The organism is Streptomyces sp. NPDC042371, assembly GCF_056437465.1.
Map to the genome: position 1 here is coordinate 47,046 of NZ_JBWKAP010000019.1, position 26,245 is coordinate 73,290.

Consider the following 26,245-nt stretch of genomic DNA (forward strand, 5'->3'; position numbering starts at 1 on the left):
TGCGCGTTTCGGACATAGCCCACCTGGGCAGGAGACGGTCTGGAATACCGTCGTGACGATCACAGATGCAGAAGCATCCGGCTGTTGCCCAAGGTGTTCGGTTTCACTCGTTCGAGGCCGAGGAACTCGGCGACACCCTCGTCATAGGAACGCAGGAGCTCGCTGTAGACATCTCCGTCGACCGGAGTCTCGCCGATCTCCACGAAGCCGTGCTTCGCGAAGAAGTCGACTTCGAAGGTGAGACAGAAAACCTTGCGGACGCCGAGCCACCCGGCGGTCTGCAGCAACTTGCCCAACAGCTGATGCCCCACTCCGGCACCCTTGACCTCGGGATTCACCGCAAGGGTGCGTACTTCCGCGAGGTCTTCCCACATCACGTGCAGAGCGCCACAGCCGACCAACTCCGCGTTGTCGTCGCGTTCCGCCACCCAGAACTCCTGGATGTCCTCGTAAAGCGTCACCGTCGCTTTGTCCAGGAGGATGCGCTCGCGGACGTAGGAGTCGAGGAGGCTGCGGACGCCCGGCACATCGGAGGTTCGCGCCCTGCGGACGGAGACCGCTTTTGTGCTGAGTTCGCTGAGTTCGCTGCGTTCGGGGACCTCTGCTGGCATGAACCGGACGCTATCGCTCTGCGCCGCGCTCCGCGGAGGCGGGGTTCTCGGGGCCTTGGACGATACGCATCGCGTCGCTCAGCGCTTCCCGCTGTTCCGCCGACATCATGCCGAAGAAGGCGACGAGAGCGGCGGCGGGGTTGTCGCTCCGCGACCAGGCTTCGTTCATCAGTGCGGCTGCGTAGGCGGCACGAGTGGAGACCGCCTCATATCGATAGGCGCGGCCTTCCGCTTCGCGGCGCACCCAGCCCTTCTGATGGAGATTGTCCAAAACGGTCATCACGGTCGTGTACGCGATGGACCGTTCCTCCTGAAGGTCTTCCAGGACTTCTCGAACGGTCACGGGGCGGTTCCACTTCCACACCCGCGTCATGACTGAGTCTTCGAGTTCTCCCAATGGACGAGGCACAGCAGAACAATAGTGGGAGACGTCACTATTGGCGTGATGCGTGAGGGACGTGGCGTACCTCTAATTTCTGCTCAACTGCAACAAAAAGGGCGTACGACTCGAAAGACACGCGAGTCGCACGCCGCGGGGCCTCGCGGGGGCGGGCGGGGCCGGGGTGCTGGGGGTACTGCGGAGGTGGTGGGGCGGGGCGGGGCGGGTCAGGCGCCGCCCGCCTCCGGGGTCTGGCGGATGGCTTCGGCGCGGGAGATCGCGGCGTCTACGGCCGCGTCTTCCTTGGCCTTGTTGGCACCGCCCTGGGTCTTCACGATCGTCACGATGAGCCCCGTGAAGAACACGGCCATCACTACGGGGGGCACGAGCGCGGAAACGTAGTCCATGCCCCCCAGAGTAGCTAGCCCGCGGCGAGCTGGTGCGGCGGGTCCGCGGGTGCGGCGGGCGCGGCGGGCGCCGCGGGCCTCTCCGGTGTCTCGGGCCTGCGCTTCGGCGGGAACACCTCGGCCGGGGTGGGAACGGGGCGGGGCGGGGCCGCCGGGCGTTCGGAGGGGGGCTTGGAGCCCGGCGCGGCGTCCAAGCCGCCAGGGAGGGCGAGGAGGCGCGCGCGGGAGGCGGGGATGGGGAGAGGTGCGGGGAGGGGTGCGGAGACGGGGACGGCGCGGCCTGCGAGGCGGGCGCGTACGGCTCGTTCCGCGAGGGTGCGGCAGCGGTCGAGCAGGGCGGCCGCGGTGGGGTTGCCGCGCAGGGCCCGCAGGGCGGCGAGGTCGTCGGCGGTCGGCTGGTAGCCGCCGCTCAGGACGTCGTCGAGCAGGGCGAGGTAGCCGGAGGCGGTGCCGGGCAGGGCGGCCCGGTAGCGGGCGAGGTCGGCCACCAGGAAGGCGCGCAGCCTGGCGCCCTCACGCGCCGCTTCGTCGACCGATTCGGCGAGCCGGAGGCAGTCCTGGACATCCTCGTCGCGGACGGGGCTGGGGTGCAGGGCGAGGGCCAGGGCGCGACGGAGCACACGCAGCTCCTCAGCGCTGAAGGCCATGCCGCCCCGGGATCCGTATGGCGTGGGCATGGGCTGACGATACGCGCCAAACGGACAAAATCCGCTTAACGCCAGTTCTGGCGGGTCGCCTTGGGTGGGGGGGGGTGGGGGGGTGGGGGGTGGGGGGGGCTGCGCTTGGGGTTCGGTTGTGGGGGCGTCTCACTCGCGGCTGCGGGTCGGTGGGTGCTTGCGCCTGGGGTGCGGTTGTTTGGGCGTCTCGCGTGCGGCTGCGGGTCAGTGGGTGCTTGCGCCTGGGGTTCGGTTGTGGGTGCGGGGCCGCGGGGGTATGTACGTACTCGCTATCCCTGCGCCACGCCTGAAGACCATCTGTGCGTCAGGGTGTGCGCGGTGCTCCGTGCGCACATACCCCCGCGTCCCCTCCGGCGCGCTCGCGGCTGCGGCCCGGTGGGGGATTCCCGCGACACCTGCCGCCTCGCGTACGCCTGCGGCCCGGCCAGGGGGCCACCGCACCATTAACGCGCCCCCGCCCCACCGCCCACTGCCGGACAAGGCCCCCAACCCGCCCGATCACCTACTGGCAGGGGAAAGCCCACCCGCCTACCGCCGAGCGAGGCCCCCAACCCGCCCCAGCGCCTGCTGCGGGGCAAGAACCCACCCACCCGCCCCACCGCCCGCCGCCGGGCAACGGCCCGCCCCTACTCCCGCAGGACGTCGCGGGGCAAACGGGTGGGTGGGTGGGGAACATCCGCCGCGGAGCGGCGGGCTTGAGGTTCCTACCCCCGCCGGACGGCGCAGGGCACCCCGGATCGCGGGGTCAGTCCGTGCGGCGGCGGGCCAGGGCGTAGGCCACTGCGCCTATGCCGAGGGCGGCTACCGCTGCTACCGCGAGCCAGGGGAGGATGCCTGCCCCGGCCCCCGCCAGGGGGGTGGAGGAGGGGGCGGCCGCGCGGGCCGTCGTCGCGGGGGCGACCTGCACCGCCATCAGCGCCGTCGCAACAGCCCACAGTCGTCTCTTGTGCCTCATCCGCCCCAGCCCGCCCCACACCCGCTCAAGTCCCCGTCCCTGCGCAGACTCTTGCAGAAGGCGGGGGGTTGTGCACACAGCGCGGTCGGCAATCGGTCAGGAACGGGAGACGTTCCGCTCGTAGACCAGCCGGAGACCGATCAGCGTCAGCCACGGTTCGTGCTCGTCGATGACGGAGGCCTCGCCGAGGACCATGGGAGCCAGGCCACCCGTGGCGATCACGGTCACGTCGTCCGGATCACCGCCCGCGCCCGCCAGCTCGCGGGCCATGCGGTTCACGACTCCGTCGACCTGGCCCGCGAAGCCGTACAGGATGCCCGCCTGCATGGCCTCCACCGTGTTCTTGCCGATGACGCTGCGGGGCCGGGCGAGCTCGATCTTGCGGAGCTGTGCGCCGCGTACCCCGAGGGCCTCCACGGAGATCTCGATGCCGGGGGCGATGACCCCGCCCGCGTACTCCCCGCGCGCGGAGACCGCGTCGAAGGTCGTGGCGGTGCCGAAGTCGACGACGATCGCCGGGCCGCCGTAGAGCTCGACCGCCGCGACCGCGTTGATGATGCGGTCGGCGCCGACCTCCTTGGGGTTGTCCATGAGGATCGGGACGCCGGTCTTGATGCCGGGTTCGACGAGGACGGCGGGGACGTCCCCGTAGTACCGGCGGGTGACCTCGCGCAGTTCGTGCAGGACCGAGGGGACGGTCGAGCAGATGGCGATGCCGTCGATGCCGTCGCCGAGCTCGTCGCCGAGCAGGGGGTGCATCCCCATCAGGCCGTTGAGGAGCACGGCGAGTTCGTCGGCGGTGCGGCGCGCGTCGGTGGAGATGCGCCAGTGCTCGACGATGTCCTCGCCGTCGAAGAGGCCGAGGACGGTGTGGGTGTTGCCCACGTCGATGGTGAGCAGCATCAGTCACGCACCGCTTCTCGCAGGTCGAGGCCGATGTCGAGGATCGGGGACGAGTGGGTGAGCGCGCCCACCGCGAGGTAGTCGACGCCCGTCTCCGCATACGCCCTGGCGTTGTCCACGGTGAGGCGGCCCGAGGACTCCAGGAAGGCGCGGCCGTCGACGATGGCGACGGCCTCCGCCGTCTCGCCGGGCGTGAAGTTGTCCAGAAGGATCAGGTCGGCGCCCGCGTCGACGACCTCGCGCAACTGGTGGAGCGTGTCGACCTCGACCTCGATGGCCAGCCCCGGGAACTGCTCGCGCACGGCCTTGAAGGCCTGCGCGACGCCGCCCGCCGCGACCACGTGGTTGTCCTTGACCAGGGCCGCGTCGGCGAGCGACATGCGGTGGTTGACGCCGCCGCCCATGCGTACCGCGTACTTCTCCAGGGCGCGGTAGCCCGGCGTCGTCTTGCGGGTGTCGCGGACCTTCGTCTTCGTGCCGTCGAGAACGTCGGCCCACGCGCGCGTGGTGGTCGCGATGCCGGAGAGGCGGCACAGGATGTTCAGCGCGCTGCGCTCGGCGGTGAGCAGGTCGCGGGTGCGGGTGGTGACGCTCAGGAGCACCTCACCGGCCGCGACGCGGTCGCCGTCCTCGACGTGCCGCTCGACCTCGAACTCGTCCTCGCACACCACGGAGATGATGGCTTCGGCGACGCGAAGACCCGCGACGGTGCCCGGCTCGCGCGCCGCGAAGTCCGCGGTGGCGACGGCGTCCTCGGGGATCGTGGCGACCGTGGTGACGTCCACGCCACCGGCCAGGTCCTCCTCGATGGCCATGTGCGCGATGTCCTCGATCTGCACGGGATCGAGACCGGCCTCGGCCAGGAGCTCTACGAGCGCGGGGTCGAGGCCGCACTCCATCGGGTCGTAGGAGTCGTCCCCGCCGCAGCCGCAGGCGTCGCCGCAGCCACCGCCTGCGGCTGAGGGGTCGGCGAGGGGGAGGTCGTCGGGGGTGCTCACGGTCACTGCTCCTGGGGACTGGGACGGGTCGGAGGGAAGTCGTGGGTCTCGGTCGTGTGCGCCGCCAGCGTCCTGTCCGGATTCAGGCGTACGACGATGTGGCGCCGCCAGGCCGCGTCGTCGCGGTCGGCGTGGTCCTCGCGCCAGTGGCAGCCGCGGGTCTCCGCGCGGCGCTGGGCTGCGGCGACCAGGACCCGGGCGACGCACAGGAGGTTGGTGGCCTCCCAGGTGTCGACGCCGGGCTCGGCCGTCTTGCCGTGCTCGGCGAGTGCGCCTGCGGCCTCGGCGTGGATGCGGGCCAGCCGGGCGGCGGCTTCGGTGAGGGACGAGGCGGAGCGTACGACTCCGGCGCCTTCGGTCATGACCCTCTGGATGGCGAAGCGGGCCTCGGCCGGGAGGAGGGGGTGCGTCGGCGTGCCGGACGGGGTGACGGGGGCGGGCACGCGCGCGTGGAGGGTGTTCTCCGCGTGGCTGGCCACGATGTCGTCGGCGATGCGCTCGGCGTAGACCAGGCCTTCCAGCAGGGAGTTGGAGGCCAGGCGGTTGGCGCCGTGCACGCCGGTGCAGGCGACCTCCCCACAGGCGTAGAGCCCCGGGATGGTGGTGCGGCCGTGCGGGTCGGTGCGGACGCCCCCGGAGGCGTAGTGCGCGGCCGGGGCGATGGGGATGGGCTCGGTCACCGGGTCGATGCCGTGCGCCCGGCAGGCGGCGAGGATCGTCGGGAAGCGGTTCTCCCACATGTCGGCGCCGAAGTGCCTGGCGTCCAGGAACATGTGGTCAGTGCCCTTTTCCTGCATGCGGCGCGTGATGCCCTTGGCGACGACGTCGCGGGGCGCCAGCTCGGCCAGCTCGTGCTGGCCGACCATGAAGCGCACGCCGTCGGCGTCCACGAGGTGCGCGCCCTCGCCCCGGACGGCCTCGGAGACCAGCGGCTGCTGGCCCTCGGCGTCGGTGCCGAGGAAGAGCACCGTCGGGTGGAACTGCACGAATTCGAGGTCGGAGACCTCGGCGCCCGCGCGCAAGGCGAGTGCGACGCCGTCGCCCGTGGAGACGGACGGGTTCGTGGTCGCCGAGAAGACCTGACCCATGCCGCCGGTGGCGAGGACGACCGCGGGGGCGTGGACGGCGCCCACGCCGTCGTGCTGGCCCGCCCCCATGACGTGCAGGGAGACACCGGCGGTGTGGCCTTCGGCGTCGGTGAGGAGGTCGAGGACCAGCGCGTTCTCCACTGTCGGTATGCCGCGCGCGCGGACCGCTTCGACGAGGGCGCGGGAGATCTCCGCGCCGGTCGCGTCGCCGCCCGCGTGCACGATGCGGCGGCGGTGGTGGCCGCCCTCGCGGGCCAGCTCGATGACGCCTTCGGAGTCCTTGTCGAAGAGCGCGCCGGTCTCGATGAGGCGGCGCACGGCGCCGGGGCCCTCGGTGACAAGGGTGCGCACGGCCTCCTCGTCGCAGAGGCCCACGCCCGCCACGAGCGTGTCGTCCAGGTGCTGTTCGGGGGTGTCGCCCTCGCCGAGCGCCGCGGCGACGCCGCCCTGCGCCCAGCGGGTGGAGCCCGCGTCGAGGCGGGCCTTGGTCACCACGACCGTCCTGAGGCCTGCGGCCGCGCCCCGCAGGGCGGCCGTCAGTCCGGCCACTCCGGAGCCGACGACCACGATGTCGGCGTCGAGGGACCAGCCGGGGGCTGGCGCATGCAGTCGTATGCCGGTGGCGCTCATGCAAGGACTCCGTTCGCGTGGACGGCTGCTGCGGTCGGGCCTGTGCGGTGCGTGCTCACAGGGACGCTCCGAACGTCAGCGGGATGTTGTCGATGAGCCGCGTCGAGCCGACCCTGGCGGCCACGGCGAGCACGGCCTCACCGCGGTGGCCGGGGCGGACCTCGGTGAAGTCGGCCGGGTCGACCAACGTCACGTAGTCCAGCTCCAGCGGGGGGCTCAGGCGGGCCGCCTCGTCGAGGACCAGCCGGGCCGCGGCGACGACGGCGGCGGGACCGCCGGTCGCGGAGGGCTCCGCGGACTCCGCCACGGCGTGGGCGTCGGCCGCCGCGCGGGACTCGCCGAGCTCGCTCAGGGCGACGGCACGCGCGCGTGAGGCGGGGGCGCTGGCGGCCCGCGCGCGCAGCGCCTCCTGCGCGGCGTGCCGGTCGCTGCCCGCGAAGAGGGCCTGGGAGAGGGCGAGGGCGGTGCGCCGCTCGTCCGGGGCGAGGAAGCGGTTGCGGCTGGAGAGGGCCAGGCCGTCGTCCTCGCGGACGGTGGGGACGCCGACGATCTCCATGGGGAAGTTGAGGTCGCGGACCATGCGGCGGATCAGGGCGAGCTGCTGGGCGTCCTTCTGCCCGAACAGCGCCACGTCGGGCGCGGTGAGGTGCAGCAGCTTGGCGACGACGGTGAGCATGCCGTCGAAGTGGCCGGGGCGCGTGGCGCCTTCGAGGACGGTGCCCATGGGGCCCGCGCCGATGCGGACCTGGGGCTCGCCGCCCGGATAGACCTCGTCCACTGCGGGGGCGAAGACGACGTCGGCGCCCGCCTGCTCGGCGACCTTGACGTCGGCTTCCAGGGCGCGGGGGTAGCGGTCCAGGTCCTCGCCCGCCCCGAACTGCAGGGGGTTCACGAAGACCGTGACGACCACCTCGCCCTTGGGGCCCGCAACCTCGCGGGCGGCGCGGATCAGGGAGGCGTGCCCGTCGTGCAGGGCACCCATGGTCATGACGACGGCCCGGCGCCCCGCACGCGCGCGCGTGCGCAGCGACTCGGCGGTGTGCAGGAGCGTGCTGCCCGTGCTGGTCATCGGGGGCCTCCTTCGGCGCCGCCGACGCCGTTGGCACCCTGGGCGCCGTTGGCGAGCACCCCTAGGAGGTCCTCGGCGAGCTCCGGCTTGAGCAGGCCGTGGGCGAGGGCGCGGTCGGCGGTGGCGCGGGCCATCGCGAGATAGCCCGCGACGGTCTGCGGCGCGTGCTTGCGCAACTCGGCGACGTGCGCGGCGACGGTGCCCGCGTCCCCGCGCGCGACGGGTCCTGTGAGCGCCGCGTCACCCGAACGCAGGGCGTTGTCCAGGGCGGCGCCGAGCAGTGGGCCGAGCATCCGGTCGGGGGCCTCGACGCCCGCGTCGCGCAGCAGGTCCATGGACTCGGCTACGAGCGTGACCAGGTGGTTCGCGCCCAGGGCGAGGGCCGCGTGGTAGAGCGGGCGGTTCTCCTCGGCGATCCACTCGGGCTCGCCGCCCATCTCGATGACGAGGGCCTCGGCGGCGAGCCGGAGCTCCTCGGGGGCGGTCACGCCGAAGGAGCATCCGGCGAGGCGCTGCACGTCGACGGCGGTGCCGGTGAACGTCATGGCGGGGTGCAGCGCGAGCGGCAGGGCACCGGCGCGCAGGGCGGGCTCCAGGACCTTGGTGCCGTACCTCCCGGAGGTGTGCACGAGCAGCTGGCCGGGGCGCACGGCCCCGGTCTCGGCGAGGCCCTCGACGAGGCCGGGCAGGGCGTCGTCGGGGACGGTCAGGAGCACCAGGTCGGCGCGGTCAAGGACCTCGGCGGGCGGCACGAGGGGGACGTCGGGGAGCATCGCGGCGGCCCGTCGCACCGAGGTGTCGGAGACGCCGGAGGCGGCCACCGGACGGTGCCCTGCGAGCTGCAACGACGCGGCGAGCGCGGGGCCGACCCGGCCCGCTCCCACCACGCCCACGGTGAGTCTCGCGGGGCGGTCCCGCGGGTCTGGCTGATGCGATGCGTTCACGCGGCGGCGCCTTCCGTTCCAGTCCGCTCGGGGTACCGGACGATTTCTCGTCATGTTAACGCGATCGGTTGGCGCCGCGTCTTTCACTGTCCACAGGCTGTGGTTATTCATATGACCGGTGGACGGTGAACGGGCCATGCTCGGAGGATGCCCTCTGAAAGCGCAGTACAAGACCAGCCGGAACCACAGGGTGCGGATGCGTACGAGATCCAGTCGGCCCGCCGTCGCGCCGCCGCCCGGAGCGCGGCCCGCACCCTGCACCGTTCCGTCCTGCACGTCCCCCTGACCGAGCGCCTCTCGGCCCTGGCGGCCGCGGCTCCCGAGGTGGCCGACCCGGAGGACCCCACCGACATCTACGGCAATGCCGTCGTCGCCACCCTGGAGGGCGAGGTCGCGCGGCTGCTCGGCAAGGAGGACGCGGCGTTCTTCCCGACCGGGACCATGGCGCAGCAGGTCGCGTTGCGCTGCTGGGCGGGCCGGACGGGGAACGCGACCGTCGCGCTGCATCCGAAGGCGCACCCCGAAATGCACGAAGGGGGCGCCTTCTCCGCGGTCAGCGGGTTGCGGACGGTGCATCCGACGGATGAGCCGCGGCTGCCCACGGCGGACGAAGTGCGGGACTTCGAGGAGCCTTTCGGGGCGCTGATGCTCGAACTGCCTCTCCGGGACGCCGGTTTCGTCCTGCCGGAGTGGGAGGAGCTGGAGGCGGTCGTGGCGGCGGCCCGCGAGCGGGACGCGGTCGTGCACTTCGACGGCGCCCGCCTGTGGGAGTGCACGCCGCACTTCGGCCGCGGCCTCGCGGAGATCGCCGGTCTGGCCGACTCCGTGTACGTGTCGTTCTACAAGTCCCTCGAAGGGTTGAGCGGCGCCGCGCTGGCCGGTCCGCGCACGCTCGTGGAGGAGGCGAGGGTGTGGCGCCACCGCTACGGCGGGCAGCTGTTCCAGCAGTTCCCGACCGCGGTGTCGGCCCTTCTTGGTCTGAAGCACACGCTGCCCCGGCTGCCGGAGTACGTCTCCCACGCGCGCGTGGTCGCCGAGGCGCTGCGCGAGGGGTTCGCGGCGGCGGGGGTGCCCTGGTCGCGCGTGCACCCCGAGCGCCCGCACACCCATCAGTTCCAGGTGTGGCTGCCGTACGCACCGGACGTACTGGACGAGGCGGGCGTCGGGCAGGCGGAGGAGACCGGCACCCTGCTCTTCGGGCGCTGGTTCCCGGACGGGCCGCCCGGCCTCTCGGTCACGGAGGTCACCGTGACCGAGGAGGGCCTGAAGTGGACGGCCCACGACGTCAAGGAAGCGGTCGCGGAGTTCGTGCGACGGATCCCCGCATGAAGCGGGCCAGGGCGGCGCGGACCCTGCCGCGTGCGGGGCGTTCCGCAAGGACCGCGCGGAAGCGGCCGTAGTCGCGGACTTCGCGGACCGCCTGCCAGTCGTGCTGTCCGGGCGCGGGCGGCGTCGGGCCGCCGTGCTGCGCGGCGCGGTAGGAGTCGAGGAGGAACTGCTGGGTGACGCTCATGACGGATACCCTCTCGGTATAAATGGTACTTAACGGACATCGGTGGGCCGGTCTTGCCTCGGCTCGGCCGTCGACAGTGACGTCGGCTCGGCCGTCGACAGTGACGGGTGGGTGGGGTCGGGGGGTGGGTGTCGGTCACGGCGCCTCTGCCGTGCTCCCGATGACCACAAGCCTGCTCCCGCCGCCCCGCCCCCGTCGCGTCGATTGACGGCGCTCGTCAATCGACGGCCGCGCTGTCGGTGGTGAGGTGCACCATGGGGTCATGAGCGTGAGCATCGACATCAGCGGGCTGCCCCAGGAGCGGATCCACATCGCGCCGTCGCCCCTGTCCGAACTCGGCATGTCGCTGCACGCGCTGTCCGAGCCGGGCCACCACCCGGGGCTGCAGGGCTGGGCGACGGCCGTGTCCACCCGTCTCGACCCGTGCCTCGCGGACCGCCTCTGCGAGGCCGACTTCCTGTGGCGCACGACGTTCTCGGACGTCTTCGCGCCCTTCGCGGGACTGCCCGGACGGAGGTCGCTGCCGGGCGCCACCCTCGCCGAGGAGCTCGACCAGCTGGACAAGCTGACCGACGAACAGTTCGTGGACGCGGCCCTGGAGTTCACCTGCCAGTCGACGTACGAGGAGCCGGACCGCGACCTCCTGGGCGACCCCGTCGTCCAGCGCCGCGCGCTGGACCTGGCCGCCGCGCGCGGCCCGCACCAGGTGCGCTTCACCCGGCGGCTCCTCGACGACCCGCCGGTCGTCCGCGCCTGGTTCCGCACGCTGCTCGAGGACTGCGACGAGGCCTTCTTCGCCGACACCTGGGCCCGGGTGAACCATCAACTGGCGGCGGACGCCCGGCACAAGACCGAGCTGCTGCGGCGCAAGGGGCTGTCGGAGGCCCTGAAGGCCATCTCCGGAGCGGTGTCCCTGGACGAGAGCGGACAGCTCATCACCGTGGACAAGATCTCCGTGGGCCGGAGCGCCACCGGCTCGGGGGGCCTGGTGATCGTCCCGACCAGCCTCGGCTGGCCGCACCTCTGGGTGCTGCACCGCAGGGGCTGGCAGGCGTCGATCACGTACCCGATCAGCGCCCCCGGCCTCACCTCACCGCCCACCGTGGAGCAGCTGACCCGCCGCATGTCCGCGCTCGCGCACCCGGTGCGGATGCGCCTGTGCAGGCACCTCGCGCGCGGGGCGTACACGACGAGCGAGCTGGCCGACGCGCACGGCATGACGGCGCCGGAGATATCCCGGCACCTGAGCGTCCTGAAGAAGGCCGACCTGATCACCACGCGCCGCCGCGGGCGCTACGTCCAGCACCAGCTGGACATCGGCGTCGTGTCCCGCCTGGGCAGCGACTTCATCGAGGGCGTGCTGCGCTAGGGCTCCGGCTAGGAGGAGGCGCCCCCGGCCCGCACGAGCCCCGTCTCATACGCGAGGACGACCACCTGCACCCGGTCGCGCAGGTCCAGCTTGGTCAGGATGCGCCCGACGTGCGTCTTCACGGTCGCCTCCGAAAGGACGAGCCGCGCCGCGATCTCGCCGTTCGACAGGCCCTGGGCGACCAGCACCATGACCTCGCGCTCCCGGTCGGTGAGGCGCTCCAGGTGCTTGTGCTGCGGCTGGCCGCCGGCGTTCGGCAGCATCGGGGCGAAGCGGTCCAGGAGCCGCCGCGTGGTGGACGGCGCGACCACCGCGTCACCGCTGTGCACGGAGCGGATCGCGGCGAGCAGCTCCCCCGGAGGCACGTCCTTGAGCATGAAGCCGGACGCCCCGGCCTTCAGCCCCGAGAAGGCGTACTCGTCGAGGTCGAACGTCGTCAGGATCAGCACCTTCGGCGGGTCCTCGTCCTGGCAGATGCGCCGGGTCGTCTCCACGCCGTCCAGCTTCGGCATGCGGACGTCCATCAGGACCACGTCGACCTCGGCCCCGCGCAGCACCTCCAGGGCCTCCACGCCGTCGCCCGCCTCCGCGACGACCTCCATGTCCGGCTGGGCGGCGAGCACCATCCGGAACCCGGTGCGCAGCAGCACCTGGTCGTCGACGAGCATCACGCGGATCGACATCAAGGAGATCCCTTCGGGGAGGTTCGGTGGGTCGGGTTCGGTGGGTCGGGTTCAGTGTGCGGGTTTCAGCGGCAGCAGTGCACTGATCCGGAAGCCGCCGCCCGGCCGCGGCCCCGCGTCCAGCGTGCCGCCGACCATGCCGACCCGCTCGCGCATGCCGATCAGACCGTGCCCGCTGCCGTCGGCCCCGCCGTCCTCGTACAGCTCGTGCGGGGCGCCCTTGCCGTCGTCCTCGACCAGCAGCCCGAGGCCGTCGTCGAAGTAGACCAGGCGCACGCTCGCCCCCGCGTTCTCCCCGCCGTGCTTGCGGGTGTTGGTGAGGGCCTCCTGCACGATGCGGTACGCGGTGAGCTCCACGCCGCTGGGCAGGGGGCGCGGGGTGCCCTCCACCTTGTAGTCGACGGGCAGACCTGCCGTGCGCACCTGCTCGATGAGTTCGTCGAGCTGCTCGACGTCGGGCTGCGGGACGTACTCCCCGCTCTCCTCGGGCTCTCCGGTGCGCAGCACGCCGAGCAGTCTGCGCATCTCGGCCAGGGCCTGGCGGCCGGTGCCCGAGATGGTCTCCAGGGCCTTCCTTGCCTGGTCGGGCGCGGCGTCCAGGACGTACGCGGCGCCGTCGGCCTGGACCACCATCACCGAGACGTTGTGCGCCACGACGTCGTGCAGCTCGCGGGCGATCCGGGCCCGCTCGGCCGCGACCGCGACCTTCGACTGCGCCTCGCGCTCCCTCTCCAGGCGGTCGGCGCGCTCCTCCAGCTGTGCGAGGTAGGCGCGGCGGGTGCGGATGGAGTCGCCGAGGACCCAGGCGAGCGCGAAGGGCACGATCTGGAACATCGTGAAGAAGACGAGCCCGAAGACGCTGGTGTCGTTCGTGGGCCAGCGCATCATCGCAAGCGGAGCCGCACACAACCCGCCGACCAGCGCGAAGCGCGAGGCCCAGCGCGGTCCGTCGGCCGCAGCGGTGTAGACGATCACCAGCATCGCGAAGTTCGCGGGCAGCGTCTGCACGTCGAAGACGAGCTGCAGGAAACCGAGGACCGCGGCGAGCACCAGCATCTTCTCGGGGACGCGTCGGCGCAGCGCCACCACCAGGGAGAGGCCGATCGCGATGGGGATCGAGAGAATCCGCGGACCACGTCCTCCCCCCTCGGACATGGACAGCAGACCGATCCCGGAGATCCCGAGCAGGACGAAGGCCCAGAAGCCGTCGACCCATGTCGGGTGTCTGCGGAGGAAGTCATAGAGGCGCTGCACGTAACCCAGCGTAGGCAGCCCATTGGCGCCCTTGGGTCAACCGAAGGTCCGATCCGGAGCAGGTACATGTACTCCCCAAGGTGGAGGCCCGCATAACCTGCGGGCTGTGACGAACGACAAGGACGCGCCGCGAACGGCCGCCCCGCGCGGCTGGCGCGAGGCCACGGAGGCCGCCCTGTACGGCCCGCAGGGCTTCTATCGCCGCCCCGAAGGACCCGCCGCCCACTTCCGCACTTCCGTGCACGCCTCGCCCCTGTACGCGGGCGCCGTGGCGCGCCTGCTGTGCCGCCTGGACGAGGAGCTCGGTCACCCGCACGAGGTGGCGTTCGTGGACATGGGGGCGGGCCGCGGCGAACTCACCACGGCTGTCCTTGCCGCGCTCCCCGCCGATGTGGCGGCACGCGTGCGTGCGTACTCCGTGGAGCTCGCGGAGCGCCCCGCGGGCCTCGACCCGCGCATCGAGTGGTGTGCCGCGCCGCCGTCCGGCGTGACGGGCCTGCTGTTCGCCAACGAGTGGCTGGACAACGTCCCCGTGGACGTCGCCGAGGTGGCCGCCGACGGAACGCCGTACCGGATGCTCGTACGTGACGACGGCACCGAGTCGCCGGGCGGCCCCGTCGAGGGTCCCGACGCCGACTGGCTGGCCCGCTGGTGGCCGCTGGACCCCGAGCCCGGCCTGCGCGCGGAGATCGGGCGCCCCAGGGACGAGGCGTGGGCGGCCGCCGTGGCGACGCTGACGCGCGGCCTCGCGGTCGCCGTCGACTACGCCCACACCCGGGACACCCGCCCGCCGTTCGGGACGCTGACGGGCTTCAGAGAGGGCCGGGAGACGGCACCCGTACCCGACGGCGGCTGCGACATCACCGCTCACGTGGCGCTGGACGCCTGCGCGCGGGACGGCGCCGCGCTGCTCACCCAGCGGGCCGCGCTCGGCGCGCTGGGCGTGCGCGGCGGCCGTCCGCCGCTGGCGCTCGCCTCCAGCGACCCGACGGCGTACGTACGCGCCCTCTCACGCGCGGGAGAGGCCGCCGAGCTGACCGCGCCCGGCGGCCTCGGCGACTTCGGGTGGCTGCTGCAGCCCGTCGACGTCGCGCTGGACGCGCTACTTGCCGATTGACGCCCTACTTGTCGATGTCCCCGACCACGAAGAACAGTGACCCGAGGATCGCCACCATGTCCGCGACCAGCTGCCCCGGGAGCAGCTCTGTCAGCGCCTGGATGTTGTTGTACGAGGCCGAGCGCAGCTTGAGGCGGTACGGCGTCTTCTCGCCCTTGCTGACGAGGTAGTAGCCGTTGATGCCCAGGGGGTTCTCGGTCCACGCGTACGTATGGCCCTCCGGGGCCTTGAGGACCTTCGGCAGCCGCTGGTTGACCGGCCCCTGCGGGAGCTCGGCGATCCGGTCCAGGCAGGCGTCGGCGAGGTCCAGGGCGACGTGGGTCTGCTCCAGGAGGCACTCGAAGCGGGCCAGGCAGTCGCCCTCCTCGCGCGTGACGACCTTCAGGGTGTCCTGGAGCTCGCCGTACGCCAGATACGGCTCGTCGCGGCGCAGATCGAAGTCGACTCCGGAGGCACGGGCGATGGGACCGCTCACTCCGAAGCCGTGCACCGCCTCCGGAGTGAGGACGCCGACACCGCGCGTACGGCCCCGGAAGATCTCGTTGCCGAGCACCAGACGGTCGTACACGTCCATGCGCGACCGCACCGAAGCGACCGCCTCCCGCGCGCGGGAGGTCCATCCGGCGGGCAGGTCCTCCTTGAGGCCGCCCACGCGGTTGAACATGTAGTGCATGCGGCCGCCGGAGATCTCCTCCATCACGTTCTGGAGCTCCTCGCGCTCACGGAACGCGTGGAACACCGGGGTGATCCCGCCCAGTTCCAGGGGGTAGGACCCGAGGAACATCAGGTGGTTCAGTACGCGGTTCAGCTCGGCGAGCAGCGTGCGCAGCCAGACGGCGCGCTCCGGGACCTCCATGCCGAGCATCCGCTCCACGGCCAGCACGACGCCCAGCTCGTTCGAGAACGCCGACAGCCAGTCGTGGCGGTTGGCCAGCATCACGATCTGCCGGTAGTCCCGCGCCTCGAAGAGCTTCTCCGCACCGCGGTGCATATAGCCGATGACCGGCTCCGCGTGCTGGATGCGCTCACCGTCCAGGACCAGGCGGAGGCGGAGCACGCCGTGCGTGGACGGGTGCTGAGGGCCGATGTTGAGCACCATGTCGGTGCTCTCGGCCGCTCCGCCGATGCCGAGCGTGGTCTCCGTGGTGGTCTCCGTCGTGGGACTCATGGCGACAGTCTCTCGCACGCGTCGCCGTGTCAGCCGTGTCGGCCGTGTCAGGGGTCCTACGTACGCTTGAGGCATGGACACGGGGACAGCGGGGCCCGCAGGACCGGCACGGGAGCAGACCGAGCCGGTGTGGATCGGGCTGCCGCGGGGGCTGCTGTCGCTGCGGCGGCTCCTGCTGGTGGTCTGGCTGGTGCCGCTCGCGGCGGCCGTCGGCATCCTGCTGGGCCTGTTCGTGGGCCCTGCCTGGGCCGCCTTCGCGCTGCTGCCGCTCGCCCTCGTGGCCTGGGGCTGGCCGGTGCTCGGCCGGAACTGGCGCTCTTGGCGGTACGCGGAGCGGGCCGACGACCTGCTCATCAGCCGGGGCGTGCTCTGGCACGAGGAGACCGTCGTGCCGTACGGCCGGATGCAGCTCGTCGAGGTGACGTCGGGCCCCGTGGAGCGGCGCTTCGGGCTCGCGAGCGTCCAACTGCACACCGCCGCGGCGGCCACCGACGCGTGCATCCCGGGGCTGCTCCCCGAGGAGGCCGAGCGGCTGCGCGACCGCCTGACCGAGCTGGGCGAGGCCCGATCGGCGGGGCTGTGAAGGACGTACGGGAATCGGCGGACGGCACGATCTCGGCAGACACCATGCCCGAGCGGCGGCTGCACCCCGTCACGCCGCTGCGCCGCGCGTGGGCGCCCTTCGCGGTCCTGGTGGGCTGGGCCGTCCACGACCCGAACGGCGCACAGCAGCGCCTCTCCGCGCTGACCGCCACCACCCTGCTCCTGGGCAGCGCGGCAGTGGTCATCGGCGGCTCCCTGTACGGCTTCCTGAGCTGGTGGTTCACCCACTTCTCGGTCACCGACACCGAGCTGCGCATCCGCACCGGGCTGTTCTTCCGGCGAACCGCCCACATCCGGCTCGACCGGCTCCAGGCCGTCGACGTGACGCGGCCGCTGCTCGCCCGCATCGCGGGGGTCGCCAAGCTCAAACTGGACGTCGTCGGGGCGGAGAAGAAGGACGAGCTGGCCTACCTCGGCGAGCGCGAGGCCGCCGAGCTGCGGGCCGAACTGCTCGCGCGGGCGGCCGGTTTCGCCCCCGAGGAGGCGCGCGGGGTCGGCGAGGCGCCGGTGCGGGGCCTGCTGCACGTCCAGCCGCGCACGCTCGCCTTCTCCCTGCTGCTGACCGGCGCGCCCTGGGCGATGCTCATCGCCGCGACGGTGGTGCCCGCCTTCCTCTGGTTCGCCACGCACAACGTGTGGACGGTCGCCGCGACCGCCCTCCCCATGCTGGGCGGCGCGTTCGCGAGCAGCGGCGGCCGCTTCATCAAGGAGTACGACTGGACGGTGGGCGAGTCCCCCGACGGCATCCGCATCGACCACGGGCTGCTCGACAAGGCCCACGAGACCGTGCCGCCTGGCCGGGTGCAGACCGTGCACGTGGTGCAGCCGTTGCTGTGGCGGCGGCGCGGCTGGGTGCGGGTCGAGCTGGACGTGGCGGGCTCGGCCAACAGCGTGCTGGTGCCGGTCGCGCCGCGCGAGCTCGCCGGGGAGGTGATCGGGCGGGTGCTGCCCGGCGTGCGGGTGCCGGAGGCGGCGGACCTCGTGCGGCCGCCCGCGCGCGCGGCGTGGTGCGTGCCGTTCTGGTGGAAGGGGTACGGCCTGGCGGTCACCGACGAGGTCTTCGCGGCCCGCCACGGCCTGTTCAAGCGCCGCCTCTCCTTGGTGCCGCACGCCAAGGTGCAGAGCGTGCGGCTCTCCCAGGGGCCGTGGGAACGGTACAAGGGCGTCGCCGACGTACACCTGGACACCGGCGCCAACAAGACGGTGACGGCCCGCCTGCGCCCCGCCGAGGAGGCGTCAGCCCTGCTCGACTCCCAGGCGGACCGCTCCCGAACGAGCCGCAGAGAGGCCCTCCCGGACCGCTGGATGTCCTGAACGGCTCCGGTCGGCTGGTCAGGGGGCACTCCGGTGGGCTGGTCAGGGGGCGCGGGGAACTGCGCGACCAGCCACAGCCGCCCCGCAGCCGCCCTTCGACACCGCCCCCGCGCTTCCGGGGACGCCCCGCACTCGGGGACGCCCCACACTCGGGGACGCCCCGCACTCGGGGGGAGCGCCCAGAGCACGGCCCAACCACAGCGGAGCGTTACGCCCGCAGGGCCGTCCGCAGCTCCGCCACGTCGATCTGTTCCGTCTCGTCATGGGCCGTCAGGTCGATGACCTGGCCGACGCCACGCGCCGCGTCGCCCTCGGGAGCGTCCTTGAACTCTCCCTCGGTCTCCGCCTTGTGGACCGCGAGGGCCTCCTCGCCCACCACGTCGGCGAGATCCTCGTTCTGCACGGACTCCAGCGCGGCCGGGGTCACGCTCTTCGTACCGAAGAAGTCGAATCCGCCCTGGGGGGCCTGGCGTCGTGCCTGCGCGGGCGGCGCGACGGCGACCGCGCGCTCGTGCCCGGCGTATCCATCGGCCGCCCCGGGCTTCCCCCGCGACTCGTCCTCCGCTTCCGGCGCGGCTCCTGGCGCCGCTTCCGGTGGTGCGGGGGACGATGGGGCCGGGACCATGCGGTCGAGCGCCGCGTTGGCCCGCAGGAACAGCGAAGGCGTGGGGCTCGTGCCCGGCCTGGCGGCGGCCTTCGAAGGCACCGCGGAGTTCTCGGTACGGGCAGAGCTCTCCGTACGGGCTGAAGTCTCCGTACGGGCGGAGGCCTCCGTACGCGGAGCAGGCTCCGTACGCGCGGACGGCACCGGCGCCCCCGCCCGCACCGCGGGTACGAGGTCCTCGGCGCCGGAACCGGAAGTGGCCGCCGCACCGGCCGCGGGCAGCGCGGGGGCCGGTGACGTCGCCTCTATGGCGAGCAGCCGCCGCCCCTCCAGGGCGCTGGCCCGCTCCGTCTCGGCGGTGGCGTACCGCCTCAGGAGCGCGGCGTGTTCGTTGCGCAGGGCCGCGAGCTCGGCGCGCTTGGCGCGCAGCCTCGTCTCCAGCCTGCCCCGCAGCTCGCGGGACTCCTCGAGGTCGGACTCGGCCTCGGCTATCCGTTCCTCGTAGCGCCACTCGTCGCTCGCGCGGGCCCGGCCGAGCTCGGCGACGCGCTTGCCCGCCGCCTGGTCCCAGCGGCGCATGACGACGGAGCCGACGACGGCGGCGGCCGCCGCGGCCGCGACGAGCCCGCGGAGCACGATCGGTTCCGCGAACATCCAGGCGCCGCCGGCGCTGAGAATCGAAACGCCTGCGACCGTCGAGGGGGGAAGCAGCCTGTGCAGGGGTGGGGAATGGCGGTGACGTCCACGTGGCATGGCCAGAAACTTACCGCGCGTAGGCGAAGTCTGGTGCCCCACCCGGCAAAAAGCAGGCACCACGGCCGTAACTCGCCGCAACTCCCCTCCCCTCTTCCACTTTGTTTCAGCGCTCAACTTCCGCTTCGGCCCCGGAACTTCCCGCGCCTTTCTTGATCAACTTCGATCCCGGGCGACTTCAGATGAGACCCTTCGACTTCAGATACTCCTGCGCGACGTCCGCTTCCTTCTGACGCTCCTCGTCGACCTTCCGGTTGAGTTCGATGAGGTCGTCCGTCGTGAGCGTCTTCGTCAGCTTGCCGAGCGCGGCGGCTATCTCCTTGCTGCCGGCCTCCTTCGCGTTCACCACGGGAAGGATGTTGTCCGCGTTCTGCAGCTTCTTGTCGTCCTCGAGGATCACGAGGTCGTAGTTCTTCAGTGTCGCGTCGGTCGTCGTGGTCAGCACCAACTGGTCCGTGCCGTTCTTGACGGCCTGCTTGGACTGCGTGGTACCGACGCCCTTGGGGTCGATTCCGGCGACGTCGATGCCGTACTTCTTCTTCAGACCGGGCGCGCAGAACGGGCGGGACTCGCATTCGTCGCCCGCCGCGATCTTGACCTTCTCACCCGACTTGCCGAGCTCCGACAAGGTCTTGAGCTTGTGCTTCTCCGCGTATTCCTTGGAGACCGCGAACGCGTTCTGGTCGACCGCCTCACCGGCCGGGAGCACCTTCAGGCCCTGCGGCTTCGCGAGCTTCTCCAGCGCGCTCACCGTGGCGTCCAGATCGCTGGAGGCGACGGTCTCCGCCTTCGGACCGTTCTTCTCCAGGTTGAGGAATTCCGCGAGCGTCGCCGCGTATTCGGGCGCGACGTCGATGGAGCCCTTCTTCAGTTCCGGCTTGTAGATCTCGCGGTTCTGCACCGTCTTGACCTCGGCGTCATAACCGGCCTTCTCCAGGACGCCCACGTAGAGCTCGGCGAGCACCTTCTGTTCGGTGAACCGCGCGGAACCCACCACGAGCGAGCCCTTCTTGTCACCGCCCGCCGTGTCCGACCCCTTGCCGTCGTCCTCCAGGCTGTCCCCGCCGCACGCGGCGAGACCCGCGGTCAGCGCCACGACGACTGCGGCCGCCCCTGCCATCCGTCGCGCGCGACGCGTTGTGCTGTTCATCGGTGAACCACCATTTCGAAAGGAAGGAATTCAGAACTCACTGGACCGGCCCGCCGGACCGCACGCACCGGACCGCACACACACCGGGACTTCCCCGCCGCGCTAGCGCCGCATCGGGTCGAAGAGCCGCCCGGCAACCACCAGGACCCCCTCCACGAGGAGCGCGAGCAGCGCCACGAGAATGGCGCCCGCGACCACTTGCGGGGTGTTCTGCAGGTTGAACCCGGCCGTGATGATCCGGCCGAGACCGCCCTCGCCCGCCATCGCGGCGAGCGTGGCCGTCGCGACGACCTGCACTCCGGCGGAGCGTATGCCCGTCATGATCAAGGGGTACGCCAGCGGCAGCTCGACCCGCGCGAACAACTGGCCGCCGCTCATCCCCATCCCTCGGGCGGCCTCCACCACCGCGCGGTCCACCTCGCGCATCCCCAGATAGGCGTTGGTCAGCAGGGGCGGCACGGCGAAGAGCACCAGCGCGATCAGCGTCGGCGCGTCACCGTGCTCGCCGAGCGGGGTGAGCGTGAGCAGGATCAGCAGGGCCAGCGTGGGCACCGCGCGGCCGACGTTCGAGATGTTGACCGCGAGGGCGCCGCCCTTGCCTATGTGGCCGAGATACAGCGCGAGGGGCAGCGCGATGAGGCAGGCGACGACGAGGCAGACCCCGCTGAAGTACAGGTGCTCGGCGAGGCGGTGCCACACGCCCTTCTCGCCCTGCCAGTTGGCTCCCGTGGTCAGCCAGTCGTACGCACCGGTGATCGCGTTCATGCGGACTCAGCCACCTTGGCCACGGCCGCCTTGCGCGACGCCCGGTTCGGACGGATGCGATGGGCCCTCGTCCACGGTGTCAGCCACCGCTGGAGTCCGAGCAGCAGCAGGTCGGCGGTGACGGCGAGGAGCACGCAGAGCACCGAGGCCGTCAGGACCTGGGCCTTGAAGGTCGTGTCGAGGCCGTCGAGGATGAGCGTGCCCAGGCCTCCGTAGTCCACGATGGCGCCGACGGTGGTCAGCGCGACCGTGGAGACCGTGGTGATGCGCACACCGGCCAGCAGCGCGGGCAGCGCGAGCGGCAGCTCCACCTCCCACAGCAGCCTCAACGGGCCGTACCCCATGCCCTTGGCGGCGTCCCGCGCCTCCTCGGGGACGGCCTGGAGCCCGGCCAGGATGTTCCGCACGAGGACCGTCAGGGAGTACAGCACCAGGCCCGTGACGACCAGCGAGACGGAGAGCCCGAAGATGGGCAGGAGCAGCGAGAACATCGCCAGCGAAGGCACGGAGTAGAGCACGGTCGTGACGCCGAGGATCGGTCCCGCGAGGAAGCGCACGCGCCGTGCGAGCAGCGCGAGCGGCAGGGCCACGGCGACTCCGATCGCCACGGACACGAGCGTGATCCCGACGTGCTCAAGGGTCGCGTCGATCAACTCCTGGCTGCGAGTGCGGAGATATTCCCCGCAGATCCAGTCGTTCGTCACCAGACAGTTCTGCTCGGCCACGCGCCCCACCTCCCCCGAAATCCTGGACGTATGCCGTACACACGTCCCCCCGTGTCTGGCGACCCTAACGTGAGGCACTGACAATCGCAGTGAGTCGTTGTACGGCCGCAACACTGCCTTTACGCAAAGCCCCTCGCCGCCCTCCACAATGGGGAACCATGATCCGGTTCGAGCACGTCACCAAGCGCTACGCGGACGGCACCAAGGCCGTCGACGATCTGTCCTTCGAGGTCGCCGAGGGTGAACTGGTCACGCTCGTGGGCCCCTCGGGCTGCGGCAAGACGACGACGATGAAAATGGTGAACCGGCTCATAGAGCCGAGCGAGGGCCGGATATTCGTCGACGGCGACGACATATCCGGAATCGATCCCGTCCAACTGCGGCGCCGTATCGGCTATGTGATCCAGCAGGTCGGCCTCTTCCCGCACAAGACGGTGCTGGACAACACGGCGACCGTCCCGCATCTCCTCGGCGTCAAGCGCGGCAAGGCCCGCGAGCGCGCCGCCGAACTCCTGGACCTGGTCGGCCTCGACCCCGCCGTCTTCGGCGACCGCTATCCCGAACAGCTCTCGGGCGGCCAGCGCCAACGCGTCGGCGTGGCCCGCGCCCTGGCCGCCGACCCGCCTGTGCTCCTGATGGACGAGCCCTTCGGCGCGGTCGACCCCGTCGTCCGCGAGCATCTGCAGAACGAGTTCCTCCGCCTCCAGCAGGCCGTGCGCAAGACCGTGCTCTTCGTCACGCACGACATCGAGGAGGCGGTCCGCCTCGGCGACCGCATCGCGGTCTACGGCCGGGGCAGCATCGAGCAGTTCGACACCCCTTCGACAGTCCTCGGCGCCCCCGCGAACGACTACGTGGCCGACTTCGTCGGCGCGGACCGCGGCCTGAAGCGGCTCTCCGTGACGCCGATCGAGGAGGGGGATCTGGAACAGCCGCCCGTCGTGCACCTCGACGACCCGCTGCCCAAGGAGCTCGACGCCCGCTGGGCCGTCGTCCTGGACGGCGAGAACAACCTGCACGGCTGGCTCTCGGCCGAGCACGCGCGCGGGGAGAGCGGCACGGTCCGCGAGCACGCGCGCCGCATGGAGGCGTGGCTGCCGGTCGGCGCGAGCCTGAAGCAGGCGTTCGCGACGATGCTGCAGCACGACGCGGGCTGGATCGCGGTCATCGACAAGGACAGCGAGGGCCGGTTCCTGGGGGTGCTGACACCGGCCCGGCTGCACGAGGCGCTGCGGCGCTCGACGGCGGCGGACGCGCGCGACATCGCGCGCGCGGAGGTCGAGTTGGAGACGGTGACGGCGATCAAGGGGGCCTGAGCTTTAGGTGTATTGCCCTGTCCGCCTGACAGGCCCTAGTCGTCGCTCAGGCGCCCGCTGATCCACTTCAGCGTCGCGGGGATCTCCCGGCGCCAGGTGTTGAAGTTGTGCCCGCCGCTTTCGAGCGTGATCGACGAGACGCGCGTGGGCGCCTTCACCTTGTCGATGAACTTCTTGGTGGCGTCGTAGTTGTCCTCGCCCTTCTTGCTGGTGGTCACGAGGAGGGACGTCTTGGGCGGCGGCATGTGGTCGAGGTACCAGTCCAGGTCGGCGCGCTGCTGCAGCTCCTTGTCACCGTGGAAGAGGTCTCCGGTGGTGACGTCGATGGGCGCCTTGTAGTACGCGGAAAGACCCGCTCCCGCGCCATACGCGCCGGGGTGGTGCATGGCGAGCTTCAGCGCGCAGTAGCCACCGGTGGAGTCGCCGATGACGCCCCAGTTCTGCGCCTTGCGGCCCACCCTGTAGTGGTCCGATATCGCTCCGGGCAGGTCCTTGGCGAAGAACGTCTCGGTCTGCGGCCCGCCCGGCACGTCCACGCACTCGGTGTCGCGCGGCGGCGCCACGGTCGGCCGCATCATGATGAGGATCATCGGCTGCATCGTGCCGTCGGCGGCCTGCTTGTGGGCGGTCTGCGGGTAGTGGAGCCCTTTGGTGAGCGCCTCGGCGGTGCCCGGGTAGCCGGTGAGCACCACGGCCGCGGGGAACTTGCGGTTCTTGTACTGCGGCTGGAAGTACTCGGGCGGCAGGTAGACGTAGGCGGGGCTGGCTATGTCCGACGCCTTCCCGCTCACCTCGATCTTCTGGATCTGGCCCCCGATGGCGGGTCGGCCGCCGCCGGGTACGTTCACGGGCTTGGTGTCGACGACCTTGACGGGCCCTGCTCCTTTGGCCGGATCGTGGTCGACCACCACTCCGGGAGCGGTCTCCTGGCCGAAGAGGTCGGCCCATGTGGCGTAGAAGCCGAAGGCCTGGTTGGCCGACAGGCCCACCGACGCGAAGACCGCGACCTGGGTGGCGAGGAGCAGCCCGACGCGGCCGGTGATCGCCTTCCAGCTGCGGCGGGCGAGCCGCGGCCAGAGCCAGATCGTGCCGACGAAGAGCAGTACCGCCAGCAAGACCGCAAGGGCGAGGACCTTGTTGCTCGTGAGACCCATGGGGTGTTCTGCCTGCGCTTTCTACCTGTGCCGGGCACATGCCTCGGCTTGACCGGACCCGGGACGGCACCGATGGCGTCTGCCGGGGGCCTGCCAGAGCTTTTCCAGCGGTTTCCGGTCGGGAATGAACCCGTCTCCCTGAAGGACCGTCCTAGAGGTCGCAATGTAGCCGGATGCGCTTTTGGCACCGGATTAAAGCTCTCTCGCAGAACTACGGGATGCGATGTCTGTCAGGATAGATGGGGAAATGTCGGGCGGGGTTCCGGACAGTGAGGTGCGCCACCGCGACGGTCGGCTGCACAAGATACTGCGCGGTCCACGCCCCGAGGTGGTGCCGACCCTGGTCGCCAGAGCCTGCGCCCTCGTCGGAGTTCTGAACGTCGCGGCAGGCGTCTTCCCCCGGTTCCGGCACAGCCGCATGCATGCCATCGCGGAGGTCCTGCCCGGCGCACTCGGACCCTTCGCCGCCGCCCTCGCGCTCAGCTCCGGCATCCTGCTGCTCCTGCTCGCGCACGGCCTGCGGCGCCACAAGCGCAGGGCCTGGCGGGCCGCTGTGGTGCTGCTGCCCGCGGGCGCCGTGGCGCAGTTCGCGTACCGGCACTCGATCATCGGCGTCGTGATCTCGCTCGCGCTGCTCGCGCTCCTGTTGCGCCATCGGAGTGAGTTCACCGCCCTGCCCGACCCACGCAGTCGCTGGCGGGCGCTTGCCAACTTCGTCCTCCTCGGTGCCGGATCGATTCTGCTTGGCCTGGTGATCGTCAGCGTCCATCCCGGGAAGGTCATCGGGGACCCGAGCATCACGGAGCGCCTGGAGCACGTCCTCTACGGGCTCTTCGGCTTCGAAGGCCCCGTCGACTACTACGGACGCACATCCTGGACCGTCGGTTTCAGTCTCGGCGCCCTCGGTATGCTCACCGCCCTCACCACCATCTACCTGGCCTTCCGCCCCGAGCACCCGGCCGCACGCCTCACCGAGGACGACGAGACGAAGCTGCGCGCGCTGCTCGACAAGCACGGCAGCCGCGACTCCCTCGGCCACTTCGCGCTCCGCCGCGACAAGGGCGTCGTCTTCTCCCCCAGCGGCAAGGCCGCCGTCACCTACCGCGTGGTCTCCGGAGTGATGCTCGCCAGCGGCGACCCGATCGGCGACGTCGAGGCCTGGCCCGGCGCGATCGAGCGCTTCATGGACGAGGCGAAGGCCCACTCCTGGACGCCCGCCGTCATGGGCTGCTCCGAGACGGGCGGCGAGGTCTGGACCCGCGAGACCGGCCTGGACGCCCTGGAACTGGGCGACGAGGCGGTGGTGGACGTCGCGGATTTCTCCCTGTCCGGGCGTGCGATGCGCAACGTACGCCAGATGGTCAAGCGGATCGAGCGCAATGGCTACGAGACGCGCGTACGGCGCATCCGTGACCTCGGCGAGAACGAGCTCGCCAGGATCCAGCGCGCCGCCGACGACTGGCGCGGCACCGACACCGAGCGCGGCTTCTCCATGGCGCTCGGCCGCATCGGCGACCCGGACGACGGCGACTGTCTGATCGCCACCGCCCACAAGGCGGACGAGGAGCCGGGCCCCTACGGCGACCTGAAGGCTGTCCTCCACTTCGTCCCGTGGGGCAAGGACGGCGTCTCCCTCGACCTCATGCGGCGCGACCGCTCGGCCGACCCCGGCATGAACGAGCTCCTCATCGTGGCCTCCCTGCAGGCCGCGCCGAAGCTCGGCATCGCGCGCGTGTCCCTCAACTTCGCGATGTTCCGCGCGGCCCTCGCCCGCGGCGAGAAGATCGGCGCGGGCCCGGTCCTGCGCGCCTGGCGGGGCCTGCTGGTCTTCCTGTCCCGCTGGTTCCAGATCGAGTCCCTGTACAAGTTCAACGCGAAGTTCCGCCCCCGCTGGGAGCCCCGCTTCGTCGTCTACCGCTCCAGCAAGGACCTCCCCCGCATCGGCTTCGCCGCCATGCAGGCCGAGGGCTTCGTCACGCTCGCCCTGCCCCGCTTCCTGCGCAGGGGCGCTGCCCAGCGCCGCCCCTGCCCGCACCAGGCCGCGGAGCGGGAGGTCCAGGCGGCGTAATCGCGCCGGTTCCGGGCCTAGGCTGGAG

General features: G+C 71.6%; 26 protein-coding genes. 7 read left to right on the forward strand and 19 right to left on the reverse strand.

All coding sequences use genetic code 11. From position 1 onward, the window contains the following. Positions 1-59: 59 nt before the first annotated feature. From AC068B_RS37280 to AC068B_RS37325, 10 genes are all read right to left on the reverse strand, one after another. On the reverse strand, positions 60-611 hold the full coding sequence (locus tag AC068B_RS37280; protein WP_356266116.1) for an amino-acid N-acetyltransferase: 552 nt from the start codon (positions 609-611) through the stop codon (positions 60-62). 10 nt (positions 612-621) lie between these two features. Then, complete coding sequence (locus AC068B_RS37285) at positions 622-1,020, reverse strand: BlaI/MecI/CopY family transcriptional regulator (protein WP_356266119.1); 399 nt, start codon at positions 1,018-1,020, stop codon at positions 622-624. 197 nt (positions 1,021-1,217) lie between these two features. After that, positions 1,218-1,397, reverse strand: coding sequence for a hypothetical protein (locus AC068B_RS37290; RefSeq protein WP_356266122.1), 180 nt, complete (start codon positions 1,395-1,397; stop codon positions 1,218-1,220). 14 nt (positions 1,398-1,411) lie between these two features. Beyond that, the gene (locus AC068B_RS37295; RefSeq protein WP_478675987.1) at positions 1,412-2,044 is read right to left on the reverse strand and encodes a hypothetical protein; all 633 of its coding nucleotides are present in this window, start codon (positions 2,042-2,044) and stop codon (positions 1,412-1,414) included. Between the two features lie 775 nt (positions 2,045-2,819). Next, positions 2,820-3,029, reverse strand: a complete 210-nt coding sequence (locus tag AC068B_RS37300; protein ID WP_478675919.1) for a hypothetical protein — start codon at positions 3,027-3,029, stop codon at positions 2,820-2,822. Positions 3,030-3,125: 96 nt separating this feature from the next. Then, entirely contained in the window at positions 3,126-3,932 is an 807-nt protein-coding gene (locus AC068B_RS37305) for a type III pantothenate kinase (RefSeq protein WP_478675920.1), read from the reverse strand. Next, complete coding sequence (nadC, locus tag AC068B_RS37310; RefSeq protein ID WP_478675921.1) at positions 3,932-4,930, reverse strand: carboxylating nicotinate-nucleotide diphosphorylase; 999 nt, start codon at positions 4,928-4,930, stop codon at positions 3,932-3,934. The genes AC068B_RS37305 and nadC overlap by 1 nt, the downstream gene beginning before the upstream one ends. A gap of 2 nt (positions 4,931-4,932) precedes the next feature. Continuing rightward, the gene (locus AC068B_RS37315) at positions 4,933-6,648 is read right to left on the reverse strand and encodes an L-aspartate oxidase (RefSeq protein WP_478675922.1); all 1,716 of its coding nucleotides are present in this window, start codon (positions 6,646-6,648) and stop codon (positions 4,933-4,935) included. A gap of 55 nt (positions 6,649-6,703) precedes the next feature. Continuing rightward, entirely contained in the window at positions 6,704-7,717 is a 1,014-nt protein-coding gene (gene panC / locus AC068B_RS37320; RefSeq protein WP_478675923.1) for a pantoate--beta-alanine ligase, read from the reverse strand. Further along, positions 7,714-8,661: a Rossmann-like and DUF2520 domain-containing protein gene (locus tag AC068B_RS37325; RefSeq protein ID WP_478675924.1), complete on the reverse strand. Its 948-nt coding sequence runs from the start codon at positions 8,659-8,661 to the stop codon at positions 7,714-7,716. Before AC068B_RS37325 ends, panC begins: the two co-directional genes overlap by 4 nt. 147 nt (positions 8,662-8,808) lie before the next feature. Between AC068B_RS37325 and AC068B_RS37330 the strand changes: the two genes are divergently transcribed. Continuing rightward, complete coding sequence (locus AC068B_RS37330; RefSeq protein WP_478675925.1) at positions 8,809-9,990, forward strand: threonine aldolase family protein; 1,182 nt, start codon at positions 8,809-8,811, stop codon at positions 9,988-9,990. Here AC068B_RS37330 and AC068B_RS37335 read toward each other — a convergent pair. Further along, the gene (locus tag AC068B_RS37335; RefSeq protein WP_478675926.1) at positions 9,947-10,174 is read right to left on the reverse strand and encodes a hypothetical protein; all 228 of its coding nucleotides are present in this window, start codon (positions 10,172-10,174) and stop codon (positions 9,947-9,949) included. The genes AC068B_RS37330 and AC068B_RS37335 overlap by 44 nt on opposite strands. A 262-nt stretch (positions 10,175-10,436) precedes the next feature. Here AC068B_RS37335 and AC068B_RS37340 point away from each other — a divergent pair, with 262 nt between their 5' ends. Further along, complete coding sequence (locus AC068B_RS37340; RefSeq protein ID WP_478675927.1) at positions 10,437-11,543, forward strand: DUF5937 family protein; 1,107 nt, start codon at positions 10,437-10,439, stop codon at positions 11,541-11,543. Between the two features lie 8 nt (positions 11,544-11,551). On the opposite strand, the gene AC068B_RS37345 is transcribed toward AC068B_RS37340, so the two are convergent. Next, positions 11,552-12,226: a response regulator transcription factor gene (locus tag AC068B_RS37345; RefSeq protein ID WP_478675928.1), complete on the reverse strand. Its 675-nt coding sequence runs from the start codon at positions 12,224-12,226 to the stop codon at positions 11,552-11,554. A gap of 51 nt (positions 12,227-12,277) precedes the next feature. Continuing rightward, positions 12,278-13,480 (reverse strand): sensor histidine kinase, encoded by a 1,203-nt coding sequence (locus AC068B_RS37350; RefSeq protein ID WP_468566047.1) that lies wholly within the window; start codon positions 13,478-13,480, stop codon positions 12,278-12,280. 106 nt (positions 13,481-13,586) lie between these two features. Here AC068B_RS37350 and AC068B_RS37355 point away from each other — a divergent pair, with 106 nt between their 5' ends. Further along, on the forward strand, positions 13,587-14,597 hold the full coding sequence (locus AC068B_RS37355; RefSeq protein WP_478675929.1) for an SAM-dependent methyltransferase: 1,011 nt from the start codon (positions 13,587-13,589) through the stop codon (positions 14,595-14,597). A gap of 4 nt (positions 14,598-14,601) precedes the next feature. Here the strand turns inward: AC068B_RS37355 and AC068B_RS37360 are convergent, their stop codons facing one another. Continuing rightward, positions 14,602-15,765 carry an NADH-quinone oxidoreductase subunit D gene (locus AC068B_RS37360; RefSeq protein ID WP_356266157.1) on the reverse strand — a complete coding sequence of 388 codons (1,164 nt, stop codon included), beginning with the start codon at positions 15,763-15,765 and terminating at the stop codon, positions 14,602-14,604. A gap of 73 nt (positions 15,766-15,838) precedes the next feature. Between AC068B_RS37360 and AC068B_RS37365 the strand changes: the two genes are divergently transcribed. After that, positions 15,839-16,348, forward strand: a complete 510-nt coding sequence (locus AC068B_RS37365; protein ID WP_478675930.1) for a PH domain-containing protein — start codon at positions 15,839-15,841, stop codon at positions 16,346-16,348. Positions 16,349-16,392: 44 nt separating this feature from the next. Next, the gene (locus tag AC068B_RS37370) at positions 16,393-17,682 is read left to right on the forward strand and encodes a PH domain-containing protein (protein WP_478675988.1); all 1,290 of its coding nucleotides are present in this window, start codon (positions 16,393-16,395) and stop codon (positions 17,680-17,682) included. Positions 17,683-17,890: 208 nt separating this feature from the next. Here the strand turns inward: AC068B_RS37370 and AC068B_RS37375 are convergent, their stop codons facing one another. The 4 genes from AC068B_RS37375 to AC068B_RS37390 all read right to left on the reverse strand — a co-directional run bounded on the left by AC068B_RS37375 (position 17,891) and on the right by AC068B_RS37390 (position 21,679). Next, the gene (locus AC068B_RS37375) at positions 17,891-19,039 is read right to left on the reverse strand and encodes a hypothetical protein (protein WP_478675931.1); all 1,149 of its coding nucleotides are present in this window, start codon (positions 19,037-19,039) and stop codon (positions 17,891-17,893) included. 178 nt (positions 19,040-19,217) lie between these two features. Then, positions 19,218-20,189, reverse strand: coding sequence for an ABC transporter substrate-binding protein (locus AC068B_RS37380; protein WP_478675932.1), 972 nt, complete (start codon positions 20,187-20,189; stop codon positions 19,218-19,220). A 102-nt stretch (positions 20,190-20,291) separates the two neighbouring features. Next, entirely contained in the window at positions 20,292-20,954 is a 663-nt protein-coding gene (locus AC068B_RS37385; protein ID WP_468566059.1) for an ABC transporter permease, read from the reverse strand. Continuing rightward, positions 20,951-21,679: an ABC transporter permease gene (locus AC068B_RS37390; protein WP_478675933.1), complete on the reverse strand. Its 729-nt coding sequence runs from the start codon at positions 21,677-21,679 to the stop codon at positions 20,951-20,953. Before AC068B_RS37390 ends, AC068B_RS37385 begins: the two co-directional genes overlap by 4 nt. 158 nt (positions 21,680-21,837) lie before the next feature. On the opposite strand from AC068B_RS37390, the gene AC068B_RS37395 reads away from it, so the two are divergent. Beyond that, positions 21,838-22,995 carry an ABC transporter ATP-binding protein gene (locus AC068B_RS37395; RefSeq protein WP_478675934.1) on the forward strand — a complete coding sequence of 386 codons (1,158 nt, stop codon included), beginning with the start codon at positions 21,838-21,840 and terminating at the stop codon, positions 22,993-22,995. Positions 22,996-23,030: 35 nt separating this feature from the next. Here AC068B_RS37395 and AC068B_RS37400 read toward each other — a convergent pair whose 3' ends face one another. Next, a complete protein-coding gene (locus AC068B_RS37400) occupies positions 23,031-24,149 on the reverse strand; it encodes an alpha/beta hydrolase (RefSeq protein WP_478675935.1) in 1,119 nt (372 codons plus the stop codon). 247 nt (positions 24,150-24,396) lie between these two features. On the opposite strand from AC068B_RS37400, the gene AC068B_RS37405 reads away from it, so the two are divergent. Next, positions 24,397-26,217, forward strand: coding sequence for a phosphatidylglycerol lysyltransferase domain-containing protein (locus AC068B_RS37405; protein WP_478675936.1), 1,821 nt, complete (start codon positions 24,397-24,399; stop codon positions 26,215-26,217). The last annotated feature ends 28 nt before the right edge of the window (positions 26,218-26,245 follow it).